The 25,828-nt window shown below is 58.8% G+C and carries 16 protein-coding genes and 1 tRNA gene; 5 read left to right on the top strand and 12 right to left on the bottom strand.

From position 1 onward, the window contains the following. The first annotated feature begins 6 nt into the window (after positions 1 to 6). The 3 genes from AOA60_RS10870 (at position 7) to AOA60_RS10880 (ending at position 4,586) form a co-directional block, all read left to right on the top strand. Positions 7 to 2,907, top strand: coding sequence for an aminotransferase (locus tag AOA60_RS10870; RefSeq protein ID WP_099584430.1), 2,901 nt, complete (start codon positions 7 to 9; stop codon positions 2,905 to 2,907). A 122-nt stretch (positions 2,908 to 3,029) separates the two neighbouring features. After that, positions 3,030 to 4,136, top strand: coding sequence for an agmatine deiminase (aguA, locus tag AOA60_RS10875; protein ID WP_099584431.1), 1,107 nt, complete (start codon positions 3,030 to 3,032; stop codon positions 4,134 to 4,136). 234 nt (positions 4,137 to 4,370) lie between these two features. After that, entirely contained in the window at positions 4,371 to 4,586 is a 216-nt protein-coding gene (locus AOA60_RS10880; RefSeq protein ID WP_099584432.1) for a hypothetical protein, read from the top strand. Between the two features lie 32 nt (positions 4,587 to 4,618). Here the strand turns inward: AOA60_RS10880 and AOA60_RS10885 are convergent, their stop codons facing one another. Beyond that, entirely contained in the window at positions 4,619 to 6,688 is a 2,070-nt protein-coding gene (locus AOA60_RS10885; protein ID WP_099584433.1) for a TonB-dependent siderophore receptor, read from the bottom strand. A gap of 411 nt (positions 6,689 to 7,099) precedes the next feature. Between AOA60_RS10885 and AOA60_RS10890 the strand changes: the two genes are divergently transcribed. Further along, positions 7,100 to 8,392: an OprD family porin gene (locus AOA60_RS10890; RefSeq protein ID WP_099584434.1), complete on the top strand. Its 1,293-nt coding sequence runs from the start codon at positions 7,100 to 7,102 to the stop codon at positions 8,390 to 8,392. A gap of 73 nt (positions 8,393 to 8,465) precedes the next feature. Here the strand turns inward: AOA60_RS10890 and AOA60_RS10895 are convergent, their stop codons facing one another. The 11 genes from AOA60_RS10895 to AOA60_RS10945 all read right to left on the bottom strand — a co-directional run bounded on the left by AOA60_RS10895 (position 8,466) and on the right by AOA60_RS10945 (position 23,112). Then, positions 8,466 to 10,595 carry a M48 family metallopeptidase gene (locus AOA60_RS10895; protein WP_099584435.1) on the bottom strand — a complete coding sequence of 710 codons (2,130 nt, stop codon included), beginning with the start codon at positions 10,593 to 10,595 and terminating at the stop codon, positions 8,466 to 8,468. A gap of 245 nt (positions 10,596 to 10,840) precedes the next feature. Further along, entirely contained in the window at positions 10,841 to 11,125 is a 285-nt protein-coding gene (locus AOA60_RS10900) for a DUF3077 domain-containing protein (protein WP_099584436.1), read from the bottom strand. A 749-nt stretch (positions 11,126 to 11,874) separates the two neighbouring features. Beyond that, positions 11,875 to 14,247, bottom strand: a complete 2,373-nt coding sequence (locus AOA60_RS10905) for a DEAD/DEAH box helicase family protein (RefSeq protein WP_099584437.1) — start codon at positions 14,245 to 14,247, stop codon at positions 11,875 to 11,877. A 196-nt stretch (positions 14,248 to 14,443) separates the two neighbouring features. Further along, entirely contained in the window at positions 14,444 to 14,719 is a 276-nt protein-coding gene (locus AOA60_RS10910; RefSeq protein WP_080932528.1) for a hypothetical protein, read from the bottom strand. Further along, positions 14,716 to 15,696: an integrase domain-containing protein gene (locus tag AOA60_RS10915; RefSeq protein ID WP_099584438.1), complete on the bottom strand. Its 981-nt coding sequence runs from the start codon at positions 15,694 to 15,696 to the stop codon at positions 14,716 to 14,718. The genes AOA60_RS10910 and AOA60_RS10915 overlap by 4 nt, the downstream gene beginning before the upstream one ends. A 292-nt stretch (positions 15,697 to 15,988) precedes the next feature. Beyond that, positions 15,989 to 16,465: a hypothetical protein gene (locus AOA60_RS33860; RefSeq protein ID WP_256592822.1), complete on the bottom strand. Its 477-nt coding sequence runs from the start codon at positions 16,463 to 16,465 to the stop codon at positions 15,989 to 15,991. A 183-nt stretch (positions 16,466 to 16,648) separates the two neighbouring features. Beyond that, positions 16,649 to 17,806: an AAA family ATPase gene (locus tag AOA60_RS10925; protein WP_099584440.1), complete on the bottom strand. Its 1,158-nt coding sequence runs from the start codon at positions 17,804 to 17,806 to the stop codon at positions 16,649 to 16,651. Positions 17,807 to 17,997: 191 nt separating this feature from the next. Next, positions 17,998 to 18,073: transfer RNA gene (locus AOA60_RS10930), tRNA-Thr, on the bottom strand. A gap of 121 nt (positions 18,074 to 18,194) precedes the next feature. Then, a complete protein-coding gene (locus tag AOA60_RS10935) occupies positions 18,195 to 19,571 on the bottom strand; it encodes an HlyD family type I secretion periplasmic adaptor subunit (RefSeq protein WP_099584441.1) in 1,377 nt (458 codons plus the stop codon). Continuing rightward, complete coding sequence (locus AOA60_RS10940) at positions 19,561 to 21,714, bottom strand: type I secretion system permease/ATPase (RefSeq protein WP_099584442.1); 2,154 nt, start codon at positions 21,712 to 21,714, stop codon at positions 19,561 to 19,563. Before AOA60_RS10940 ends, AOA60_RS10935 begins: the two co-directional genes overlap by 11 nt. 45 nt (positions 21,715 to 21,759) lie before the next feature. Then, the gene (locus AOA60_RS10945) at positions 21,760 to 23,112 is read right to left on the bottom strand and encodes a TolC family outer membrane protein (protein ID WP_099584443.1); all 1,353 of its coding nucleotides are present in this window, start codon (positions 23,110 to 23,112) and stop codon (positions 21,760 to 21,762) included. A gap of 347 nt (positions 23,113 to 23,459) precedes the next feature. On the opposite strand from AOA60_RS10945, the gene AOA60_RS10950 reads away from it, so the two are divergent. Further along, positions 23,460 to 25,828, top strand: a 2,369-nt coding sequence (locus tag AOA60_RS10950) for a retention module-containing protein (RefSeq protein ID WP_143522420.1), incomplete at its 3' end; no start/stop codon positions are given.

A 25,828-nucleotide genomic window follows, 5' to 3' on the forward strand; every position in this document is an offset into this window, starting at 1 on the left:
ACCCCCATGCTGCTCGCCACGTTGATCCACCGTGCCAGTCTACCCTGCCCGCAAGTAGGCCCCGATCAGGCGGCTCAACTCCTTGCGGAGCATTACGGCCTTAGTGGCACGTTGCAGTCACTGGGCAGCCAGCAAGACCTCAATTACAAAGTCGACAGCTCCCGTGGCCGGTTTGTTCTCAAAATCTGCCGGGGCGACTACGCGGCGGTGGAGTTGCATGCCCAGCACGCGGCCCTCAACACATTGCAGGGCGTGCGCGTGCCCAAGGTCATCAAGGCACTGAGCGGTGAGGAGCTGCTGACCGTGACGCTCGACGGCCAGACCCTGCACCTGCGGTTGCTGGACTACATCGACGGTCAGCCGTTGACCCATCTGCCGCATCTGGGGCGCGATGTGATTGCAGGCTTCGGTGACCTGTGCGGTCGCATGAGCCTCGCGCTGGCTGGCTTCACCCACCCTGGCCTGGAACGCACCCTGCAATGGGACCCGCGCCATGCCAGTGAACTGATCACCCACCTGTTGGCCACCCTGGAAAACCTGCCCCACCGGGCCGCGCTGGAACAGATCGCCGAACAGGTTGAAGCGCGCATCCGCCCCTTGGCCGAGCGCCTGCCGTGGCAGGCCGTGCACATGGACATCACTGACGACAATGTGGTGTGGCAACGCGATGCCCAGCGGCACTGGCAACTTCAGGGCGTTATCGATTTCGGCGACCTGGTGCACACCTGGCGCATTGCCGACCTGTCGGTGACCTGCGCCGCCCTGTTGCACCATGCCGAGGGCGACCCGTTTGCCATCCTGCCGGCGGTCCAGGCGTGTCATGCGGTTACGCCGCTGCAACGTGAGGAATTGCAGGCGCTGTGGCCGCTGATCGTCGCCCGTGCGGCAGTGCTGGTGTTGAGCAGCGAACAGCAGCAGCGCCTGGATCCGGATAACGCCTACCTGTTGAAAAACGCCGAACACGAGTGGGAAATTTTCCATGTAGCGACGTCGGTGCCATTTGAACTGATGGCGGCTGCGATTCTCAGCAGTGTCGGCGAGACGCTGGCGCCGATTGCCAGCGAGGACTTCGCCCCGTTGCTCCCCGGTCTGGTGGGGCGGGAGTTTGCGCTGATCGACCTGGGCGTGCTCAGTCCGCATTTCGAGGCGGGCAATTGGGAAACGCCTGGGGTTGACCGTCGGTTATTGGATGAAGCCGCAACCGTGCATGGGTTGGCGGCCAGTCGGTATGGGCAATATCGTCTGTCGCGTACCTGCCCGGACAGCGCCGCCGAGCCAGACACTTTCGCGCTCCATGTGGAGCTGCATTTGCCCCATGGCACGTTGCTGGAAGTGCCTTTTGCCGGGACGCTGCACCAGGGCGGCGATGGCCTTGTGAGTGTGCGAGGCGTCGAGCTGAGCGTACGGCTATGGGGAGTGAACACCTCATTGAAGCCGGGCTCATTGCTGGTAAAAGGGCAAGTTCTGGGCGAGGTTCGTGCGCCGCTGACCGTGCAACTGTGCCGCGCCGAACTCGAACCGCCGCTGTTTTGCACGCCGTCTCGCGCCTTGGCCTGGCAAGCCTTGTGTCCATCGCCCGCCGCCTTGCTGGGGCTGGCGTGCGATGCCGAACCGGAGCTGGACCCTCACGCGCTGCTGGCCCGCCGTGACGCCAGTTTTGCCCGGTCGCAAAAACACTATTACGTCGATCCGCCTCGCATCGAACGCGGCTGGCGCAACCACCTGATCGACATGCAGGGCCGGTCCTACCTGGACATGCTTAATAACGTCGCGGTGCTGGGCCATGGCCACCCACGCATGGCGGCGGTGGCGGCGCAGCAATGGTCGCTGCTCAATACCAATTCGCGGTTTCACTATGCCGCAATTGCCGAGTTTTCCGAGCGCTTGCTGGCGTTGGCGCCGGCGGGCATGGACCGGGTGTTCCTGGTCAACAGCGGCACCGAGGCCAACGACCTGGCCATCCGCCTGGCCTGGGCCTACAGCGGCGGGCGCGACATGCTCAGTGTGTTGGAGGCTTATCACGGCTGGTCAGTGGCGGCGGATGCGGTGTCCACCTCGATCGCCGACAACCCCCAGGCGCTGAGCAGCCGCCCGGACTGGGTGCACCCGGTGGCTGCGCCGAATACTTATCGCGGTGAATTCCGTGGGCAGGACAGCGCGCCGGACTACGTACGAAGCGTGGAACACAACCTGGCGAAAATCGCCGCAAGCAAACGTCAGTTGGCCGGGTTTATCTGTGAGCCGGTGTACGGCAATGCCGGTGGCATCTCTCTGCCGCCGGGTTATTTGCAGCAGGTGTACGGGTTGGTTCGCGCCCAGGGCGGCGTGTGTATCGCCGATGAGGTGCAGGTGGGTTACGGCCGCATGGGGCATTTCTTCTGGGGCTTTGAAGAGCAGGGCGTGGTGCCCGACATCATTACCATGGCCAAGGGCATGGGCAACGGCCAGCCACTCGGCGCCGTGATTACGCGCCGAGACATTGCCGAGGCGCTGGAGGCTGAAGGGTATTTCTTCTCGTCGTCAGGGGGCAGCCCGGTGAGTTGCCGCATCGGCATGGCGGTGCTGGACGTGATGGAGGAAGAAAAATTGTGGGAAAACGCCCAAGAGGTAGGCGGGCATTTCAAGGCGCGCTTGGAAGCACTCATTGATCGCCACCCCTTGGTGGGTGCGGTTCACGGTTCCGGTTTTTATCTGGGCCTGGAGTTGGTGCGCGATCGGCAAACCCTGGAGCCGGCGACTGAAGAGACCACGCTGCTGTGCGACCGTCTGCGCGAGTTGGGGATTTTCATGCAACCGACCGGTGACTACCTGAACATCCTCAAAATCAAGCCGCCGATGGTGACGTCTAAACGGAGCGTGGACTTTTTTGTCGACATGCTGTCGAAGGTGCTCGATGAACACTTGTGATTAATCGATTGTTATCGGTTATTCCCTGTCATATTTATCGATCATGCTGTTTGATTGCTTTTAAAGCCGATTTTTATCCGTTATAAAGTCGGCTTCTACCCCCATTCGGAGCCCTGATCGCCATGACCACCCTGCACAGCACACCCCGCGCCGATGGCTTCCACATGCCCGCCGAATGGGCGCCACAGACGCAAACGTGGATGGTCTGGCCCGAGCGCCCGGACAACTGGCGTCTGGGTGGTAAACCGGCGCAGGCGGCGCACGTGGCGGTGGCCAAGGCCATTGCACGGTTTGAACCGGTGACCGTGGCGGTTTCTGCCGGCCAGTACGAAAACGCCCGCGCCCGTTTGGACGTGCCGAATATTCGTGTGGTGGAAATGTCCAGCGACGACGCTTGGGTACGCGACACCGGCCCGACGTTCGTGATCAACAACAGCGGCGAAGTGCGCGGCGTGAACTGGGATTTCAACGCCTGGGGCGGTTTTGATGGCGGGCTGTACTCGCCGTGGAATCGCGACTCACAGGTGGGCGGCAAGATCCTCGAAATCGAACGTGCGCCGCGTTACCGCACCGAAGGTTTTGTTCTGGAAGGCGGTTCGATTCATGTCGACGGCGAAGGCACGCTGATCACCACCGAAGAATGCCTGCTCAACCGCAATCGCAACCCGCACCTCGACCGCGCCCAGATTGAAGCGGTGCTGAGTGCCAACCTGGCTGTGGATAAGATCATCTGGTTTCCGGATGGCCTGTTTAACGACGAAACCGACGGCCATGTGGATAACTTCTGCTGCTACGTGCGCCCTGGCGAAGTGTTGCTGGCCTGGACCGACGATGTGCAAGACCCGAACTACGCACGCTGCCACGCGGCCATGGACGTGCTGCAAAGCAACACCGACGCCCAGGGCCGCCCGTTTACAGTGCATAAAATGCCGATCCCGGGGCCGCTGTACGCCACGCAGGAAGAATGCGCAGGTGTCGATCCGGTGGACGGCACCCAGGAACGCAACCCGACCGTGCGGTTGGCCGGTTCCTACGTCAACTTCCTGATCGTCAACGGCGGCATCATCGCGCCAAGTTTCGACGACCCGCTGGACAGCGAAGCCAAGGCCATCCTGCAGAACCTGTTTCCGCAACACGAAGTGGTGATGGTGCCCGGCCGTGAACTGTTACTGGGCGGCGGCAATATCCACTGCCTGACCCAACAGCAACCGGCACCGCACAAAAACTGAGTGCAGTTGTAACAGCGCCTTTCCAGAAGTGAGGCGCTACTCGGTATCAGCGCCCACAGCAAGCCCCCGGCCCCGTAAGGCCGGGGGCTTTTTTGTGTCTATCTGCCTGTAGATACGCCACATTGGCATAGCTCTTGTATCGGTGTTGCCACAGTGGCCCAAGGTGATGACTGCACGGTTCTGTCATAAACCTTGAGTAAGTTAGCCGCTCAAGCAGTAGGAGAGAGCGCTGAAATGAACGCCGATATCAACCCGATGTACACGCGCACCTTCCACCCTTCACGGGTTAACAACGACACGATCCATGCGCTGGGGCAGTGGTTGAAGGAGCACGGCACGCGGCAGGCCCGGCAGCAGCCGGATCTGCGCAGCGTGATGAGTGAACGCTACCCGGTGGGGCTGTTCAGCGAGGATGAAGTGCATGCGTTGTGTGAGTTGATGTGTAACTGAAGGACACTCAAAGCCAAATGTGGGAGCGGGCTTTAGAAACTGTAAGTGCCCGTTACCACCAGGTTACGCGGCTCGCCCGGCTGAATCTGCGCCACGCTGGTCGCCGATTCGTAGTAAGTCTTGTCGGCGATGTTGTTCAGCGCCGCCCGCACGTCCCATTCCTTATGGCGGAACCCGACCAGTCCATCCCAAGTGCCATAACCGGGTAGGACCACGGTGTTGAGGTTGTCAGCGTAACGGTCGCCCACCAGCGTCAGGCCGGTTTCCGCGTACCAGCCCATTTCCGGTTTCCAGGTGATAAACAGGCTCGCATTGCGCTTGGCCACATCGCTGACGCGTTTGCCCTCAAAGCCGTTGTTGTCCTTCTCGACCTTGGCATCCTGCACGCCGATACCGCCGCGTACAGACCAGTTGCCGACGATCTTGCCGGTGGCGGTCAGCTCCACGCCACGCGAGCGTTGCAGGCCACTGAGCAGGGTGATGGTACGGTCCAGCGGGTCGCTGGTGCGGCGGTTGTAGAGTTCCAGTTCGTACACCGCCAGAGTGGTGCTCAAGCGGTCGTCGAGCCAGTCGCTTTTCACGCCGATTTCTTTCTGCTTGGTCATCTCGGGGCTCAGGTCGTTGACGCTGCCGGCGGCGTTGGGGGTGATGCCGATCAAACCGCCACCGGCCGGGGAGAACGTCTTGCTCCATGACGCATAAAACGAGTGGTGCTCCAGAGGCGTCCACACCAGGCCAAAACGTGGGCTGGCCTTGCGGCTGTCGACCTCCTGCTGAATATGGGTCAGCTTGTTTTTGGTGCTCACTTCAAACACGTCGTAACGCACGCCGGCCAGCACTTGCCACTGATCATTCAGGCGCAATTGGTCCTGGACGTAAATGGCGCGGCTTTCGACTTCGGTGTGGTTGTTGCTCGACATGTTCATGCGCCCGGTGTGGCTCAGATGACGATTCGGCCGGTTGAGGTCAAGCGCCGGTACGGTCGGGCCAGCACTGTACAGCTTCGGATCGCGACGTTGACTGCCCAGCTCAAGGCCGGTGAGCAGGCGGTGTTCCAGGCCGTAGGTGCTGAAGCTGCCTTCGAGCTCGACGTTGTTGAATATGTTGAGGGTGGTCAGGTCCTGTTGCCAGCGTTGGCGCGTCACGCTGTTGTTCAAACGGTTGTAGGCGGTTTGGTAGGTGTTGTCGAAATCGCTGTCGAGCTTGAACACACCGAGGGTCTGGCGCAGTTGCCAGTTGTCGTTGAGCTCATAGGTCAGCTTGGAGCGCAGGGACTGGGTTTTGTCGTCGATGTAGTCGCGGCCGTCGCCGTAGGTGGTGCTGCGGCTCACATCCGCCGGGCGCCCGTTGACGCCGGGCACGCCGCGATCCGGCGTGCGGTTGTAGCGGCTGTATTCGTATTGCACCAGCCAGTTCAGGTCAGGCGTGAGCTGCCAGCTCATGGACGGCGCAAACAGTTGGCGACTACCGCTGATGTCATCGCGAAAACTGTTGTTGTCCTGGTTGCCCATGTTCAGGCGCAGGCTGATGTTATCGGTGGGGTCAGTGCTCAGGTCCGCGTACAGACTGCGCATATCATTGCTGCCGCCCTGTGCCTCGATGCTCGACTTGTGCCCGGCCGTTGGCAGCTTGCTCACGCGGTTGACGATCCCTCCCTGACCGCCTCGCCCGTAAAGCACTGCCGCCGGCCCTTTGAGCACTTCGATACGCTCGATGTTATGCAGATCGCGCACGTATTGGCTGTCGTCGCGAATGCCGTCCAGGTAGAAGTCATTGCTCGCGTCAAAACCACGGATGCGCACACTGTCGAAGCGCGTATCGGCGCCGCTGCTCACGTTGGGGATGCCGCTCAACGCCTGGCCCAGGTCGTTGGTGCCGTAGGAGCGCAGGCTTTCGGTCTTCACCGAATCAATGGCCTGGGGCACATAACGCACCGCAGTGGCGGTGCGTGTCGCAGTGCTGGTTTCCTTGACACGCGGGTCGTCTTCGTCAGCTTCGGCGCTGATCGAGGTTTCGGGCAAGGTGGTGGCCGCACAGGCAAAACCGGCAGACAACAGAACAGAGAGCCCAAGAGTGATGGGCGTCAGGCGAGGGGCAGGCATGGGGAAATGTATCCAAAGTGTTTGGGAGGAAAAGCGCGCTAATGGTAATGCTTTGCATTTGCGCGCGTTATCTATTACCAAACGTATCGGCTTTGAAATATGTTGCGAGATGTGTTCTTTGGCGATGCGCGACAGATTTTTTGTCGTTTTCAGAAAGGCCGTAGGCCGTTGCTTAGAATTATTTCGCCTAAATACAGACGATTCACGAAATTGACACATAGTTCAACGCGCGACTAGGATTGCGTCCAACGCCTGTGGCTAACCGCCATGACTCATCCAACAAGAAAAGGCCCGCGCCATGTTAAGTCGTCCGCGGGCCTTCTTTTTTTCGGAGAAAGTCGACACCAGAAAATGCGACATGGAGCCTGGTGTCACTGCGCGTACTCAACCAGAAATAAGGAATACAAGAAAATGTTGAAGCAACGGATGAGTCTGATCGCTCTGGGGATTTTGAGCGCATCGGCAGCAATGGCAAACGACCAGGAGCAATCCAAGGGTTTCGTTGAAGACAGCCACCTGAACATCGCTGCACGTAACGCTTACATCAGCCGTGACTACAAAAACGGCAAGCAAGACAAAGCCGAATGGGGCCAGGGCTTCATCGGCAAGTTCGAGTCCGGCTTCACCCAAGGCACCGTCGGTGTAGGTGTGGATGTGATCGGTCAATACGCGATTCGTCTGGACGGCGGCAAAGGCCGCAGCGGCGCGGGCGGTATCGACTTCTTCAAGAAAGGCGCCAGCGGCGCAGCAGCCGACGACCTGTCCAAAGGCGGCGCGGCGGTGAAGTTCCGCGTGTCGAACACCGTGCTCAAGTACGGCGATCAAATGCCGGCCGTGCCTGTGCTGCAGTACGACAACTCGCGTCTGTTGTCGGAAACCTACACCGGCACCTCGATCGTTTCCAAAGAGATCGAAGGTCTGCAACTGGATGCAGGTCGCTTCACCAAGGAAGCTCGCAAAAGTGCTGAAGGCACCGACAGCGGCAACTTGAAAAACATCAGCTACCTGGGCGGCAGCTACAAGTTCACCGAAAGCCTGTCCGCTGCGCTGTACGCGTCCGACATGGAAGACGTGCTGAAGAAGCAATACGTCAACGTGAACTACGTACTGGCCCTGCCAGAAAAGCAGTCGCTGACGTTTGACTTCAATGGCTACAAAACCAAGCTGGACAAGAGCTTTGCCTCGCAGCGCGGTGATGAAGACGCCCGCGACAACAAAATCTGGAGCCTCGGCGCCACCTGGGCTGTCGGCCCGCACACCTTCACCCTGGCCCACCAGCGCAGCACCGGCGACACCGGCTACCTGTACGGCGGCTATCGCGATAATACCCGCGACACCGGCATCGGCGACGGTGGCAACACCATCCTGCTGGCCAACTCCTACTGGTCCGACTTCAACGGCAAGGACGAGCGTTCGTGGCAAGCCGCGTACGGTATCGACTTCACGACCTTCGGTGTGCCTGGCTTGAGCTACAACGTGGCCTACGTGCGCGGTACCAACATTGACGACGGCAGCGGCCGCGGCAATGGCACCGAGCGTGAAATCTTCAACCAGTTCAAATACGTTGTTCAGAGCGGTCCGGCCAAAGACCTGAGCCTGCGTGCTCGCGCCTCATGGTTGCGCGTTTCCAACAACGCCAGCAACTACAACGTTGGTGGTAACGAACTGCGTCTGTTCGCCGACTACCCGATCAACGTTTTCTAAGTGATCGCACGTCGCGCCTGATTCAAGGCGATAAAAAACCCCGACTGGTTCGGGGTTTTTTTATGGGCGCGGATCAGTCCTCGCGGCTCTGTAAAATACTGCGGGCCAGCGCTGCATTTTTGTAATCGAGCATCAAGGACAGCCCCTCGTAGGGCTCGATCTTTTTATTGTCGATACAAAGCTGTGCCATCAGCAGCAACACCTGGCGTTTCTTCTTATTGATGCGCACACCGGGTACGCCGAACGCTGCTTTGCGCGTCGCAGGTAAGGGCGCCTCAGGCGTCAATTGCAGCGTTATCCAAATACCCTGCACGAATTGCAGCGAGATCTCTTCGATATGTTCGATGGGCAGCGGCTGCGCCAGGTTATTGAACACAAAATGCTCAGGCGTCAGGCGCAATGCGGTCTGCGGCGCACGCTTGAATCGACGGATGCCCAGCCACAGGAGGCCCAGCCCGATAACACCCAGGCACGCACCTGCGCCGACCGCCGACAACGGCGTGCCTTTCAAACGCTCCGGTGCGAGCCAGACCCGGCTCAGGATAAACACCCCACCCAGCATAAAGGGCAGCCCCGCCAGCGCCATCAACGCGCCTCGCCATGCGCTGCCCTCATGCAATGCACGCTCGCCTTCGGCCGACGCGGCCAAGGTTTCCAGCAGGTGGGTATGCTCGGCGTTCTCCGACACTGCCACTTCCATCACATCGCCAGACAACTGCTCGCGCAGTGCCCGTGGTGCGCTGAAGCAGGCATCGATCTGCGCATTCGCCGCGTCGCTGTCCACCGTGCGGGTTGCGCTGCGCAGGGCATCGTCCAGCGGCACGTTCAGCGCTTGCAGGCGTTCGCCGTTGGACGGATGGGAGTCGGTCGGATGGGGTTGATGAATCGCCAGGGCTTCGGGCGGCAGTTGCAATGGGCACTCACGCAAGGCCGCGAGCACGGCGTCGGGCAGATCTTTTGCCGACCCGGCTTCACACACCGCCAACAATGACTCCTCAACGTGCGGCTGCAACACCGACACGCGCAACAGCGCCGACGCCGCCGCGGCATTGCCGACCAGCCGCGCACCGGCCGCATCCGCCAGCAATTCGCGCTCGCGGCTCCAGTGGTTCACCGCGTCATCAAAGCGCTGCATGAAAAACACACCGAACATGAACGACGGCCGCATCAGCCGTCCCTGAATAAAATCGCTGGCCAGCATCGTGTCCAACAGCGCTTCCAGGCTGCGATTGACCCCGTCGTAGATTGGTAAAAAGCGCAGGCTGTAATCCGTGTCCTGCCCCGCAAAGTGCGCCAGCTCATGGCCGATCACCGCGCCGACTTCCTCGTGGCTCAGCAGGCCCAGGTACAGCAGCGGCAGATGCAAAGTGCGCCCGCGCAGCGCCGTGTTCGCCGGTTGCACAGTGGCCGCGCTGGACGTCACGTAAAAGCTCTGGGCCAGGCTCACCACAATATGATCCGGCGGCAGCGCGCCGAGTTTGCCCGCCAGTTCATTCACATGGCGCCACAACCCTGGCGCCTGTTCGGGCGTGACCACCTGCCCGAACATCTCCAACGGTTCAGGCATGAACATCCCCAACATGTGACGCAACTGTTTAAGCAACTGCCAGATCGAGTACAAGCAAAACGCCGCAACCACCCCCAGCACCGCCATCAGCTTGACCTCGCCACTGCCCAGCCGGCCGATATGCCACATCGCCAGACCTTCGTAGCTCAACGCCAAAGCAACCGCTGCCGCCATTGCCACCACATGGCTGACCAGCACGTAAGGCAGCAAACGGCTGCCCAGGGAGAACACGTGCAGCAACCTTTCCCGCGACTGCTGCGCCCGGCGTCCGGCCCAGTGCGTGCTGGCCAGCGCTGTCACACCGATCAATGCCGCTAGCAGGCCCAGGCCTATGACCCACGGTGCGACGGCGCGTAGCACGCGGTTGATCTTATGGGCCGTGGGCAGTTCGGATTCGATTTTTTCCAGGCGAGAGAGGGCCAACTGTACGCTGATTTTTTCATTGGTCAGATCGAGCATGGTTGCCGGATCCTTGGCCGCCAGCGCCTGGAGTTGCTGTTTAGCGATGTCCACGGTGATGTGGTAATCGATCATTGCAGTGGTGGTTTCGTCAGCACGCTGACGCTCCCAGCCACCGAGGGCGGCCAGCAACAGCGGGAAAACGACCAGGAGGCAGATCAGTTTCAGGGCGTTCATGGGAGTCCGTTCACGACGCGGAGGGTGTTCAGGTTTATACCGAAAAAAGCGTTCCAAGCCGAGATGCGCTTCTGTGGGATTGGGTATCTACACAACGCTCGAAGGCTGGCCCACAACTCTGTGGTGAGAGGGCTTGTCGAATCGTCGCACCGCCCGCGCCGGGCTGCGCAGCAGCCCCAATAAAGACACTGAGATTTTCCTGTTAGAACCCAGCGCCTGGCTATGGGGCCGCTGCGCAGCCCTACTTACAGCCCGGTATTCCCAGGCGCCTCCAACACCTTCACCACATCATCAATCACCGCCTTGCTCATCTCCTGCAAATAATGCGACGCCCAGGCATAACGGTCCGTCTCCTTCGTCATCGCCGCATCTTCGGCGAGCAGCTTGGCAACGTGGAGCAAATCGGAAACATGGTGCAAGGCTTCATGCAGGGAAACACCGCTGTTGACGCGGAACAGAGGTTGGTCGGAGTGAAAGGAGAAAGGGGTGACGCCGAGGGTGGTTAACGCGGATGTAGGTGTAGCGGTCATTGGTGGAACTCCCGTATCGATTGAGAGCTACCACGTTCGTTCTCAGGCGAATGGGTGGCAGCTGTGCGCAGGCTGAGAAACCGGAGATACAGGAACCCGGCAGACCCGAAGGTCTCCCACGCACAGCCGCCATTGCACGAATTTTAAGGCGAAAAAAAACGCCTTCAAAATCGGGTGTTGGGGGCGCTTGGTGCGCCTGCATCTTGCCGGGTTCTCAGGCCCGATCGCTGAATTGGCAGCGATGGGGGGAGGTTAGCGTGGTGAGCGGCGAGGAGCAATCGGGAAAATAGATTGGTTGATTTTTCAGTTTGTCTTGAAGGGTTGCCACATGGCGGGATGTCATTATTTTTTTATGGGTAGGCCATAATTATTGGCAATACATAATTCAGCATAAAGGATGGAATCTGGAGTTTTGGCGCGAAAAGGTTGATTCAACAGGTAGGGAGGTGAAGCGGAAGGGCTGTTTGAGGATGAATATCCCAGAAACAACGAAGCCTCTGCATTTTTGCAGGGGCTTGGTTTTACATGGTGGCACCAGGAGTCGAACGATCTAATAAGTTATTGAATTAGCTGATTAATACTTAAAGACCTGTGCGATTCTACCTCTAAAACTACCTCAAGGTCCTCGTACGCCTGAGGATCTTGCTTGACGTTACTAACGGCGAAGGGCCGGAGTTGCCCCCACAGCGGCCGGTCATTTGTCTATGAGAGTTGGGCCGTTGATGTGTCAACTATCAACCACGTTAGAGTTAGAGTAGGTCCATGGTGGCCATGGAATCAGCCATGCGGTAGCCCATCGCTTTGTAACCCGCCTGGCGCTTATCCCACATCCTCAGCAGCGCGACATTACCATCGTCAACGAAGTCGATCACTCGCACGTCGGTCTTATCGGCGTGCGTTCGATGCAACCGCCCCGCATATTGCTGAAGGATTCCTTTCCATGAGATGGGCATCGCCAGCACCAGCGTGTCCAACGGCGGGTGATCGAAGCCTTCACCTACTAGTTTTCCTGTTGCCAACAGCACCCGTGGAGCATCTGGGGGAAGGGACTCAAGCTCATGCATACGGGAAATGCGCTGTTTCTTAGGCACTCGTCCATGAAGCGTGAAAAGGTTATGCACGCGCGGCTTCAATTCTAATTCAAGGACATCCACATGTTCCGTCCGCTCCGTTAACACTAGAATTTTTCTACCCTCGCTGTACGCCTGCTCAATCTCCGAGACGATTTTGGCTGTCCGCTCAGAGTCGTCGGCTAGACGCCGAAAAACGTCCTGAATCCCAAAGCCGTCGGGGACCACTATTGGTTTGGGCAGCAATCGAGGCACGACAGAGAGGTCATGGGGCGCACTCGCAGGTCGAGCAGCAGAATGTCGGATCGGTCCGCACTGCATGAAAATAATGGGCTGCTGCCCATCTCGGCGCACTGGGGTTGCAGTGAGTCCCAGTACGTACCGCGCTGTAGCGCTTCTCAGTAGTGCCTCGAATGACACTGCTGATATGTGATGACACTCATCAACGATGATCTGGCCGTAATTTTTTACCTGATCGCTGATCTCGCCTTTTCGCGATAACGACTGCATTACGGCAATGTCGATGATGCCTGTAAGTTTCGCTTTTCCGCCCCCAAGAGTACCAACGACACCATTCCCGACTCTCAAGAACGCCTGCAAGCGCTCTTGCCACTGCCTTAATAGTTCTGTCCGATGCACAAGCACCAACGTGTTAATGCCACGTGCGGCAATCAACGCAGCAGCACTCACTGTTTTACCGAAAGCTGTCGGTGCGCAGAGGATACCGGTGTCATGACTTAGCATTGCGCTGACAGCAGCCTCTTGGTCAGAACGCAGGGTCCCGAGAAAGCTCACGTCGATGGGGTTGCCCGCGAAGCGTTCGTCTTTAAGAATAGGGGTAACCCCGTTTTCCTCTAAAAGCTCCAGCGCAGCATCCAAACAGCCACGTGGTAACGCAATATGTTTGGGGAAGTTCTGGGCACAGCCGATAATCCTTGGCTTGTTCCACACTGACATGCGCATGGCCTGAGCTTTGTAGAACTCAGGATTTTGAAAGGCAGCGAGCCGGACAAGCTGGTTTGCCAATGGCTGTGGCAATTCCGACTTTTCAAAGTAAATTAAGTTAGCCAGCGTGATGTTGACAGCAGCAGGCAACGGGCATGTCAATTTACGTGATCTCGATTCACGATCTTTCCAAGGTTCTGCATCACCTTCGTCATCGACATAGGCGACCCCTAGAGGGTCCCGATTACCCATCGCCTGGCTAATAACGGGCTGGATATCTTCTGGACTCATGCGCTGAATCGATGCCAGGAAGGCCCATTGATCAGGATGAGGCTCAAGCGAGTCGTCTACAAAAACGCTATTGTTTTGGGCTCTGGCCCGCTTTTGTAAAGGGAGCGCGATGAGATTTCCAAAGCCGCCTTTGGGCATATAGTCCTGGTTTGGAAACAGTCGATCATAGGAGCTGAGCGCCAACTGGCGGGTGCGCTCACAGGCACGACTGATGATTGCGGCACCGAGGCGGCGCGCATCGCAGGCAGGAACATTACGCTCAAAGAAAATCCAGCCATGAGCCCCTTGGCCTGAGCGCGATATTTCCAGGGCCACCGGGACGTTCAGCTCATGGCACGACTGTACAAAAGCTTTGGAATCATCACGCCATTCGGCCTCATCGAAGTCGACTGCCAAAAAATAACAAGTGTCATCAGAGAGTAGGGGGTAGATACCAACGACCACTTCGCCCGCCAGATGGCGATAGACCACCTCATCGGTCAGCGGAAGCAGCTGGCGGTTACCGCAGTCGCCACATTTAATTCGGGGCTTCTCACAAACACCAGGCTTCCATTCGTTTGCGCAAGCGGGTGCGTATCCTGATTTGCCTGCCTTGCTTTCCCAGCGGATGGGATAAACGTCCGTCCTACCACGAAACAAGCTTCGGAATAGGGCAAGCTTTCCATCAGTATCGAGTTGCTGTGATTGTTCTGCTTGGACAATCGCTATCTTGACTGGCTCAGCAGGCGGGCGCCATTCGATGCCATGAGCATCCAGCAAGGCAACCAATCTTGCATTCTCAGCCCTTAGCTTTGCCACCAGACTAGTGTCTATCACCGCCTTCAGCCTCTACGTCTCAGGTGAAGCCTGTAGCCTCGAGCTACAACCCTCAGTCCATCAGTAAAACATAGAGGTTATCAAACAACAGAGGTTAGGTTCAGGGGCTCAAGAGGTCCGCCCTAATCCCAATCAAATTGTTGGCTGGCTCAATCTGCCAGTTAGGGATACAGAGCGCGCAGTTGCTGGCATTCGGCTAACGTTGAAAATTCCAGGATTTTCCTAGGCGCAGAGTGATCAGGCTTGTGGTCAGCAGGTAGTAGTAGCGCGTCGATTTCGAGTTTGAGTTCATGTGGTGGTTCAAAAACCAAACGAGATGCTTTCTTTGCCATGTCCATGGATTATCTCGGTTCCAGCGTTCAGAAATGGCTGCTTGAATAGTCTTGGCCTGGCGGATGTGACGTTCTCGTGTGGCATGTGCTCCAGTCAGTGCCCCAGCCAAGAAGATCTCCATATCGAATGGTTTATTCATACCCGACCACCGATGTACGCCGATACCACGTCGATTCGACCGTGTCCCAGCTCATAGCTGATTTGTAAGCGTGCCTCTCGATCAAGGCATGGATCGAGGCGCCTACCCCTGCCACCGTTGATGGGCGCTAGGTGATGGGTGATCTGCTCATAGCGTTCGCATGCATAAGCCGCGCGCAATTCGTGGAAGCCTTTGAGGTTGTGCGTATGGAGGATGTCTCGGGCGGGGCGTATGACACTCGGTTGGAAATCGAGGTAGCTCTCGTTCGGTGCCAGCAGGTTGCGGCTACCGTCGGGAGAGACCTGTTCGGCGTACCTGAGCGCTTCGCGAATATGGTCATCCACCCTGATCCAACGAGGCGCGGTTGCGCCGCCGCGGCCACCTTTGGTGCCATCCTGGATGTTGATCTTGTCGTAGTGTTCGGCTTCTCTTCGCAGGCGCGGAAGGTCGGCCAAGATGGCCTCGCGCAAGCGCATGCCGGTGGCTCGCGCCAACTGGGCGATGGCCGCCGCACGCGGCATTTGGTGTTCGCAGAGCACGTCGAGGATCCGCTTCACGTGTTCGCGGTCTTGGCCTTGCGGCACCGAGCGACGAACACTGTTCCGCCGCATTCCCAGCGTCTTGCTCGGACTGAGCACTTTCACATACTGATCACCGCGAAGTGCGGCCATGGTTCGGTTTACGCTGGACAACCGGTTTTGCGCGGTGGCGATGCTGATAGCGCCTTGTTCAACTTGGTGACGCAGATGACCGGCGTAGTCCAGCAAGATCCGCCAATCAATTTGCCTCGCATCGTTAAACCCGGGCCCATCCTCAGACCGACACCATCGTACAAATGCCAGCCAACGATCACTGTGCGCTTTGACGGTCCCGTAATGCCCTCCGCCGAACATGTCTTTTAACGCCTGCGGCCCGGCATAACTCAGTTGCCGGCCATAGCCAAAATTGCGCCCGCCACGTTTACCTACCAGTGCCATGATCGAACTCCTCTCGAAGCCAAAAAGTTTCAAACCTTCCTCACGTCATCCCGCCACGAATGTTGAGTGTTATCAGGGATCAAGGCCCCTGCGACCTGTGAGGGTTGTCCTCTAACGCAGGACTGGCGGCTCTTTACGACCGGGAGCTTGGGCATCTCATGATCTGACCTCCTGAACACTTCCAAAAAGAAGTGGGTGGGTGGAGGCTGCACTGGCTGACGAGACCAATGCCGCGAGATCCTGAGTCGGGTGAAGGCAGTGATGCGATGACCGGGGCATGCCTGACTGTCAGTCAGGTGCAGTCCATTCCTTGGGCTGCGGCACCATCATCGGCATCGCTGTTGCTGGTGACTTCGGTGTTTGTCACGCCGATTGTCACGAGGGGGAATGCCGCAAAGCCTTGTACAAGTTGGGCTGCAGCAGCGGTAGGAGCGCCCGTCTCTTTCCGGAAGAAAGAGACGGGCGCAGGTTGGCGCAATGAAATGGCCAAGCGGATAAGTTGCTGCAGGGCAGCTATGAAAGGGGATGAGTTGCCGCAGTGGGCACACTGGTAAAAGTAGGCATCCATCACATCGCTGTGAGCGTGCGAGCTGCCGGACGCTAATCGCACTTTGGGAGAACCACCACGGTGTGGCGTAGCCTTAAAGGTTCTGGCTACCTGGGTTGCTGTCAACGACAGCGCTTTGCCCGATCTTTTCTGCGCCTGTGGATAATTCGGGTTAAGGCTCGAACTTTTGGGAGTTCTGCGGCTGTGGATGAAATTACTCACCGATGGAAATCTGTAGTTTTCCACAGACAGTTGCGTGGGCTTTAGATTAGGTGAGGTCCATTCAGCATGGCGGCTTTACACCCCTGCTTGGATGGAGCCTCTTGGACAAGCAGGTCAGCGAGATTTCGAGAACGTACGCTCACTTTGCTGTGGACTAAAGGTGACAGCTCCATTTTCTTCTCCCTAACGCCCCTCAATCAACGCCCGCTCCTCCAACCAGATCTCTTGAACAAATTGATCCGTAATCGCATAAATCCCATGCCCGCGACGCATGATGATGTTCTCCGCCACCAGCGCAATCACCACGGGTTGAATTTCTTCAACCCGCACTTCGCGACCTACCGTCTTGGAATATTCCGCCGCCGCATCAGTAGAGAAAATCCCCCGAGCATCGCCTTCCGCAGACGCGATCTTGTTGAAAATCGCCTGAGCCAGGCTGCCTAACTGTTCGACTTTTTCAAGCTCAATACTCGCCGCTGCCGAGCGTAAGGTGCTGGCGATTACGGGTAGGAAAACATCGGGTTCACCGTCCTGCTGCAAGAGTTGACGCAATGCCTTGAGCATTTCTTCAGGTCGATTGCCCAGGGTATTGAAGGCTTCGACTGCGGCCCCAAGTGAGGGGAGCTTTTCCTTCTTCACCGTCATTGCCAGTCGGTTGAGCAGGAATTCCACGTAGTCGCCCTTCAGCAGCGGGTACGCGGCCGATGTCGCACCGGAAAACGCTTGGTTGCGTTTGGCGGTCAGCTCGCTGACCTGGGCTCTGTGGGAGCCTGTGCCGATAAAGAGGAAGTAGCCCGGCGTATTCGGGCGCGGGTTGATTGCATCACGCGCAGCTTTGAGTGCCAGGAGCAGTTGGTTGCCATCGTCGGAGGAAATGGCATGTTGCACCTCGTCGATGATCAGCACGAGATCGGTCTTCGCTTGGTCGACAACCTCTGTGAGTGCTTGCGCCAGTGTGGGGCCGTCGGGGTTGCCGATGCTGTCGAGTTTGAAACCGAACTTGAATCCTGCTGCGCCTAGATCGACATTGCTGACGCGCTTGAGCGTTTCCAGGATTGAAGAGCCCGGCGTTTGCAGTTCTTTGAGGGTTTTGTGGATGGCGTTGTGCACGAGCGTCGCCGGGTTGGCCAGCGTGTCGCTCCAGAGGTCGACGTAAATCACCAGGGCGCCTGCTGCTTCCAGGGCGGGGATCAGGTCGCTGCGCAGGAAGGTCGTTTTACCTGTACGGCGCAGGCCAGACAGAAACAGACCCGAGCGCAGACCTTCATCTAATACGCCTGGATTGAGAAGCTGGTTTGCCATCGACTCGGCCAGTTCAGGGCGCTGAAATATGCTGCTCATGCAATTATCCCTTTTTATGGATACGCCATAATTATTGCCAGTACATAATTTAGCATAAAGGATGAAATCTGGAGTTGTGGCCGAAAAGACGTGATTCAAAAGGAAACGACGTGAAGCGGGAAGGGGAGATCGAGGATGAATATCCCAGAAACAACAAAGCCCCTGCATTTCTGCAGGGGCTTCGTCTTATATGGTGCCGGCACCAGGAGTCGAACCCGGGACCTACTGATTACAAGTCAGTTGCTCTACCAACTGAGCTATACCGGCGTGTTAGGGCGACGATTATAGCGACTGCAAAGGTTCTGTAAACCCCTGAAATCTGACTATTTTTGCGAAAACCCAAGTTTTCGCAAATCTCCCCGCATTTATGCGTGTCACCCGCCCAAAATCAACGCTCGTGCATCGCCTCTGCGCGGGATTTGATGATGGGTTTGAGCAGGTAGCTCAGGATGCTTTTCTTGCCGGTGATGATGTCCACCGAGGCGACCATGCCGGGGATGATCAGCAGTGGCTTCTCGTCGGTGCCCAGGTGGCTGCGGTCGGTGCGTAGTTTGATGATGTAGTAGGTGTTTTTCTTCTCTTCATCCATCACGGTGTCGGCACCGATGGTTTCGAGTTTGCCTTTGAGGCCGCCGTAGATGGTGTAGTCGTAGGCGGTGAATTTGATCATTGCTTCCTGGCCGGGGTGCAGGAAGGCGATGTCTTGTGGGCGGATTTTTGCTTCGACCAGCAGGGTGTCGTCCAATGGGACGACTTCGGCCATGTCGCTGCCGGGCTGGATCACGCCGCCAACGGTGTTGACCAGCATCTGCTTGACGATGCCGCGCACGGGGGAGGTGACCATGGTGCGGCTGACGCGGTCTTCCAGGCCTTTGGACGTGGCCTGCGCCTTGCTCAGGTTGGTGCGGGCTTCGTTCAACTGGGCCAGGGCTTCGCTGCGGAATTTGCCGCGGGTTTCGTCGACTTTGCGCTGCACTTCGTTGATGGCGGCCTGGGCGCGGGGGATGGCCAGTGTGGTGCCGTCGAGCATGCCGCGGGTTTCAACTTCCGAGCGTTTGAGGCGCAGCACTTCGACCGGCGAGATGGCGCCCTGTTGCACCAAGGGTTCGGACATGCCGATCTCCTGGCGCAGCAGGTTCAGGCTGTTGCGGTACTGCTCCTGCTTGGAGCTGAACTCGCGCAACTCTTGCTGGCGTTGCAGCAGTTGTTGTTGCAGCCCGCCAATCTCGTCGGCCAATTGCTGGCGGCGGCTGAGGTACAGCGATTCTTCGTTCGAGGCCTGGTTGGGCACGGCTTTGCGTGCGGCATCGGTGATGTTCAGTGGGCGGTTGTCGACTTCCGCACTGAGACGTTCCACGCGCAGTTCCATGGCCACGCGGTCGGCTTCGGTTTCGCCGACGTTGGAGGCAAACCGGGTGTCGTCCAGGCGGATCAGCGGCGCGCCGGCTTCGACGATCTGGCCTTCGTGCACATAGATCTGGGCGACGATGCCGCCCTCCAGGTTCTGGATCTTCTGGATGCGCGACGACGGGATGGCCTTGCCTTCGCCCTTGGTCACTTCGTCGATGATTGCGAAGTGCGCCCACAACACGAGGAATACGAAAAAGCCGATCACGGCCCAAATGGTCATGCGCACGATGCGGGGTGCGTCGTCGATCAGTGCCTTTTCGACTTCGGGCAGTGGCTGATCATCGAGCGAGTCGCTGCCCTTGAAGTAGCGGAAGATAACGTCTTTCCAATGGCCTGGGCCGGACTTAAGCAACACTGATCTGCCCCTTTTTCAGCGCTTCCATAACGGCCGCTTTTGGACCGTCTGCGAGGATCTGGCCACGGTCGATCACCAGCAGGCGATCAACCAGGCTCAACAGCGAAGCACGGTGGGTGACGAGAATCACCGTCTTGTTTTCGATCACCGACTGCAAGCGCTGCTTGAGGCGCTCTTCACCGGTGTTGTCCATGGCGCTGGTCGGTTCGTCCAGCAACAGAATCGGCGGGTTCAGCAGCAGCGCACGGGCCAGGGCGACGTTCTGGCGTTGACCGCCGGAGAGGTTCTGCCCGCGCTCGCCCACTTGCAGCTCGTAGCCTTGCGGGTGCAGCCTGGCGAATTCATGCACGCCGGCGAGTTCTGCGGCTTGCAGCACCATCTCGTCGTCCACGTAGCGGGCGCCCGAGACCAGGTTGTCACGCAAGGTGCCGGCCAGCAGTTGGATGTCCTGGGCGACGTAGCCGATGTTATGGCGCAATTCGCTGACGTCGATCTGGCGGATGTCCACACCGTCCACCAGCAACGAGCCGGAGTCCGGTTGATACAGGCCCACCAGCAGCTTGGCCAGGGAGCTTTTGCCCGAGCCGCTGCGGCCGATGATGCCGATTTTTTCGCCAGGGCGGACATTCAGGTTGATGCCGCGCAGGGCCAGGTTTTGCTGGTTCGGGTAAGTGAAGTCGACCTCGCGGAACGTCATCGCGCCTTGCAGCGTTTTGCGGCTGAGCGGGCGTTCGTCGAAGTTGCGTTCCTGCGGCAGCTCCATCATCTGGTCCACCGAGACCATCGTCACCTTGGCTTGCTGGTAGCGTGTCAGCAGGCCCGACAGCTGGGCCAACGGGCCGAGTGCGCGACCGCTGAGCATGTAGCACGCCACCAGACCGCCCATGCTGAGGGTGCCGTCGATGATCTGGTACACGCCGAAGATAATCATCGCCACGCCCGCCACTTGCTGGATCAGCAAGGTGATGTTCATCGCCAGGCCGGACAGCACTTTGACCCGCAGTTCGAGGCGGCTGAGGGTGCCAATGGTTTGTTCCCACTGGTACTGGCGTTCGCTTTCGGCGTTGTTGACCTTGACCGCGTCCAGCCCGGCGAGGGTCTCGATCAGGCTCGACTGGCGCTCGGCGCCCAGGGCCATGGTGCGCTCAAGTGTCGCGGTCAGTGGCTTTTGCAGGAAATGGCCGATACCCAATGCCAGCGGGAAGGCGACAATGGGAATCCATACCAAGTGGCCCCCCAGTAGCGCGATCACGCCGAGGATGATCAGGGTAAAGGGCAGGTCGATCAGGCTGGTGAGGGTCAGGGACGTGAGGAAGTCACGCATCCCCTGGAACTCGTGGATGTTGGAGGCGTAGCTGCCGACGCGCGCCGGGCGCATTTTCATCGACATGCCCACGATGCGCTCGAACAGCGTCGCGGAGATAATCAGGTCGGTTTTCTTGCCCGCAAGGTCCAGGCACAGGCTGCGCATCATCTTGAGCAGCAGGTCGAACAGGTACGCGCCACAAATACCGATGGCCAGCACCCACAAGGTGGCGGTGGCCTGGTTCGGCACCACGCGGTCGTACACGTTCATGACAAACAACGGCGCAGCCAGGGCGATCAGGTTGATCACCAGGCTCGCGGCGATGGCGTCGGCGTACAGCCAGCGGGAGCGTTTGAGGGTGTCTTTGAACCACGAGCGTGCGCGGGGGATCAGCGTGCCGCTGGTGACGTCAAATTTATGCTGTGGTTGGGCGAAGAACACCCGACCGCTGTAATCCTGAGTCAGCGCCTCGCGGGTGACCTGGACTTCGCCGCCGTCGCTTTCGCTGAGCAGCAGGCGGGCGGTATCACCTTCCCATCCCAACAGCACCGCACTGCGTCCTTCCTTTAATAGCAGCAAGGCCGGCAATGCGATGGACGGGATCTGCTCCAGCTTGCGCTGCAGCAAACGCCCCTGCAAACCCGCCCGCGCTGCTGCGCGCGGCAGCAAGTCGGGGCTCAGGCGCTGCCCCGCCAAGGGCAGGCCGGTGGTCAGCATGGCTCGGCTGGCAGGCTTGTAATGCAGCGAGCAGAGAGCCAACAACCCATCTAGCAATGGGTCGTCATGCTGAGCGCGGGGGTCATGGTGAAGTGGCGCCAAACCTATTTCAGAATCCAAGCTGACTCTCTCTTAAACGGTTGTGTGGTCCAACGCCGTCAAGAATCAGTTCATCCCTGGCAGGTTTACCGACGGTTTAATATCGTTTTGCACAACTGATGCCATCGGAGCAACGACGCCCTGGCTTCTCAGCAGTTGGCCCATGTCAGCCTTGATACGGTACTGGGTGTAAACGTAGAGGCTTTTGATCTGTGCCAGACGCTGCTGAGCGGTGAACAGTTCGTTCTCGCTGTCGAGCAAGTCGAGCAGTGTACGCTCACCGAGGCTGAACTGCTGCTGATACGAGGTGCGCACTTTGGTGCTGCGGTCGACGTACTGCTGCGCGATGGGCACTTGCTGGCTGGCATTGTTGTAAGCGTTCCACGCCAGGCCCAGTTCTTCGTTCAACTGGCGCAGGGCGTTGTTGCGGATATCCAGCGCCTGAGTGGCTTGGGAAGCCTTGGACTGCAGGCTGGCCTTGTCGCTGCCGCCGTTGTACAGGTTGAACTGCATGTTCAGCATCGCGGAGTAGCCATTGTCATGGCCTTCTTCGCCGCCGATGTTGTTGTTGGCCGAACGTTGCAGCACCGCATCAAAACGCGGGTAGAAGGTCGACTTGGCAGCTTCGTACTGCTTCTCGGCAGCAGCGATGTCCGATTCGGCCGAGCGCAGTACCGGGCTGTTGGCAATCATCGCGCGGCGTGCTTCATCCAGGCTGGCGGGCAGGGCGGTCACGATGCCCATTGGCCGTTCCAGCTGGTCGGGCTCTTTGCCGACAACGCTGAGGAAGTTGGTGTTGGCGTCTGCCAGGTTGGTCTGCTCGGTGATCAGGTTGTTCTGCGCCTGCGCCAGTCGGGCTTCGGCCTGGTCCATGTCCGCCATTCTTCCGACGCCACGGCTGGTGCGCAGTTTGATCTGGTCAAAAATGCGTTCGTGGCTCTTCAGGTTGTCTTCTGCCAGCTGCACCATCTCACGACGGGTCAGGACATCCAGATAAACCTGGGCGACGGTCAGCGCGGTGCGCTCGGAAGTATTGAGCAGCGCATACCCACGGGAATTGGCGGTGGCTTGTTGGCGACCGACTTCATTGACGGTGCCAAAACCCTGGAACAAATTTTGTTGCAGGCGGATGGTCGACTCGCCGCGGTTCAGGGTTTTCCAGTCATGGCTGTTGCTGGCGGCACGGGTCGACGTGTTGTCCGAGCTTTCGCGGCCATAGCCGCCCAGCAGGTCGACTTTAGGCAGGTAACCGCCCTGAGCCTCTCTGACCTGATAGTCAGCGGCAATGCGCGCATTGATTGCTGCCTGGATCTCCGGGTGGTTTTTCACCGCATCTTGCATGGCTTCGGGCAGGGTCTGAGCCTGGACGAAACTGGCGGCTAGAGCAAAAGGCACAGCTTTAAGAAAGTGCAAACGCATTCTGATGTTTCCCCGGGGATTGGTTGCCTGAAAAACCGCAACAAACTTGGAATATTGCATTGGAGTGGCAACTCGAAATGCCCGTTTTTCTAGGGCGCCGGAGGGCGCAAACAGAAAGTCGCGAGGCCGCATAAATATCAATGTGACATTACCTGGCGGATTGTTTAGGATGACGCCCAATAGGTCAATACCTTGACGGAAAAGTAATTTTTCTGACGAGACAACAAAATATTGACGCCAAAGTTTTTTCCAAGAAATTAAGTACTCCAGCTACTGAATCGGCACCAGCGAAAGGGCCGGTCTCCTTGATGGATACCCCCTGAACGGTAATACACGGAGAGTCTTTTATGAGCAGCGTTGCGGTCGTCAAAAGCATTGTCGGTCAAGTGTTCGCGGTTTCCCCGGAAGGGATTCGTCGCCTGCTTGTAGAAGGGGATCGCCTGTTCGCGGGTGAGCAAGTCGATACCGGCGCATCGGGCGCTGTCTCGCTGGAACTGGCCGACGGCCGGATCATCGATTTGGGTCGCGACACTCAGTGGAGCGCAAACGCTCCTGATTCTGTCACCGACCTGAGCGCCGCCACTGCTCAAGCCGCACCGTCCGTTGCCGAACTGCAGCAAGCCATCGCTGCCGGCGCCGACCCGACCCAAGACCTCGAAGCCACCGCTGCCGGCCCGGCCGCCGCAGGCGCAGACGGTGCCGTGGGTGGCGGCCACAGCTTTGTCGTGCTGGAAGCCACCGCAGGCGTGGTTGACCCGACCATCGGCTACCCCACGACCGGCTTGAATGCCGGTGACGCCGTAGGCACTACCCAAACCGGCGCCGACAATAACGGCGTCGATCCGCGCAACGTCACCATCACCCTGACCGCCACGCCGAGCATCACCGAAGCCGGTGGCGTCGTGGTTTACACCGTATTCATCACCCAGGCACCGACCAGCGACCTGACCGTCACCTTGTCCAACGGCCTCTCCGTTGTGATCGCCGCTGGCCAGACCTCGGGCGTGCTGAACGTCACCTTCGCCGGCAATGACACGCCTTACCTGGACGCCTCGTCGATCTCCGCCACCATCGCCGGCACCTCTGGCGGCGGCAACCTGATCATCACTACCGACCCGGCGGCAGCGGTCACGCAGATCGCGGACACCATCGACACCACCACCGTCACCCTGACCGCGACTCCGTCGGTGAACGAAGGCGGCCAGATCGTCTACACCGCCACCGTGACCAACGCGGCGCAGACCGACGTTGTGATCAAGCTGTCCAACGACCTGAGCATCACCATCGAGGCCGGTAAAACCACCGGCACGGTCACAGCCGACACACCTGCCAACCTGGCAGATGGCAAGGACCTGGCCGTCAGCGTCACGATCACCGAGGCGACCGGCGGCAATTACGAAAACCTGGCAATCAATCCCGCGCCAGCCACTTCCACTGTGGTTGCTGTGGATGATCCAAGCGTTTTGGTCGCCGATACCAACACTATTGCCGAAGATGGCGTCGCTACCGGCAACGTGCTGAGCAACGACAGCGACATCGATAACGTGCTGACTGTCGCCACCTTCACAGTAGGCAACACGACCTACAACGCGGGCCAGACGGCTGACATCGAAGGTATCGGTTCCGTCACCATCGGGACTGATGGCGCGTACGTGTTCACCCCGGTCAAGGATTACAGCGGCGAAGTGCCGCAGATCGGTTACACCACCAATACCGGGTCGAGCAGCACGCTGACGATCACCATCACGCCGGTCAACGATGCGCCGGTGATCGACGTGACGGGCACGACCCTGGTCGAAAACACCGCCGTCGCGGGCAGCGTGGCAGGCACGTTTGTTATCCGCGACGCTGAAACGCCGGCTGGCCAACTGACGGTCACGTTCACGGGCGACAACAACAAAGATGGCTACTACGCCATCGTCGACAACACCGTTGTACTGACGCAGAAGGGCGCTGACTTCGTCAACGCCGGCAATCAGCTGCCGCAGATCGACCTGACTGTTACCGACCCCGAAGGCCTAAACTCCAACGCAGCTGGCCAGCCGACCGTGACCCTGGTCAACGACGTGCCGGTGATTGAAATCACGGCTAACACCATTGTTGAAGAAACGGCGGCGGCGGGTACTGTTGCGGGCACTTTTGTTGCCACAGACGAAGAAACGCCGCGTGAAAACCTGACGATCAGCTTCACTGCTGGTACCAACGCAGACGGCTATTACAGCCTCTCCGGCAACAATGTCGTGCTGACCCAAAAAGGTGCTGATTTCGTCAACGCTGGCAACCAACTGCCGAAGATCGATCTGACCGTCACCGACGCTGGTGGCCTCAGCTCCACCGGCGAAGGCCAGCCGACTGTGACCCTGGTCAACGACGTTCCGCTGATCGACATCACGCCGACCACCATCGTCGAAAACACCGCCGAAGCAGGCACCGTCGCCGGTACCTTCAACGCCCGTGACGAAGAAACCCCGCGTGAAAATCTGACGATCAGCTTCACTGCTGGCACCAACGCAGACGGCTACTACGCCATCTCCGGCAACGACGTCGTCCTGACCGCCAAAGGCGCCGAATTCGTCAACGCCGGCAACCAACTGCCGAAGATCGACCTGACCGTCACCGACGCCGGTGGCCTTAGCTCCACCGGCGAAGGCCAGCCGACTGTGACCCTGGTCAACGACGTTCCACTGATCGACATCACGCCGACCACCATCGTCGA

Origin of the sequence: Pseudomonas sp. 2822-17 (assembly GCF_002742485.1) — a bacterium.
Taxonomy (GTDB): Bacteria; Pseudomonadota; Gammaproteobacteria; order Pseudomonadales; family Pseudomonadaceae; genus Aquipseudomonas; species Aquipseudomonas cyclaminis.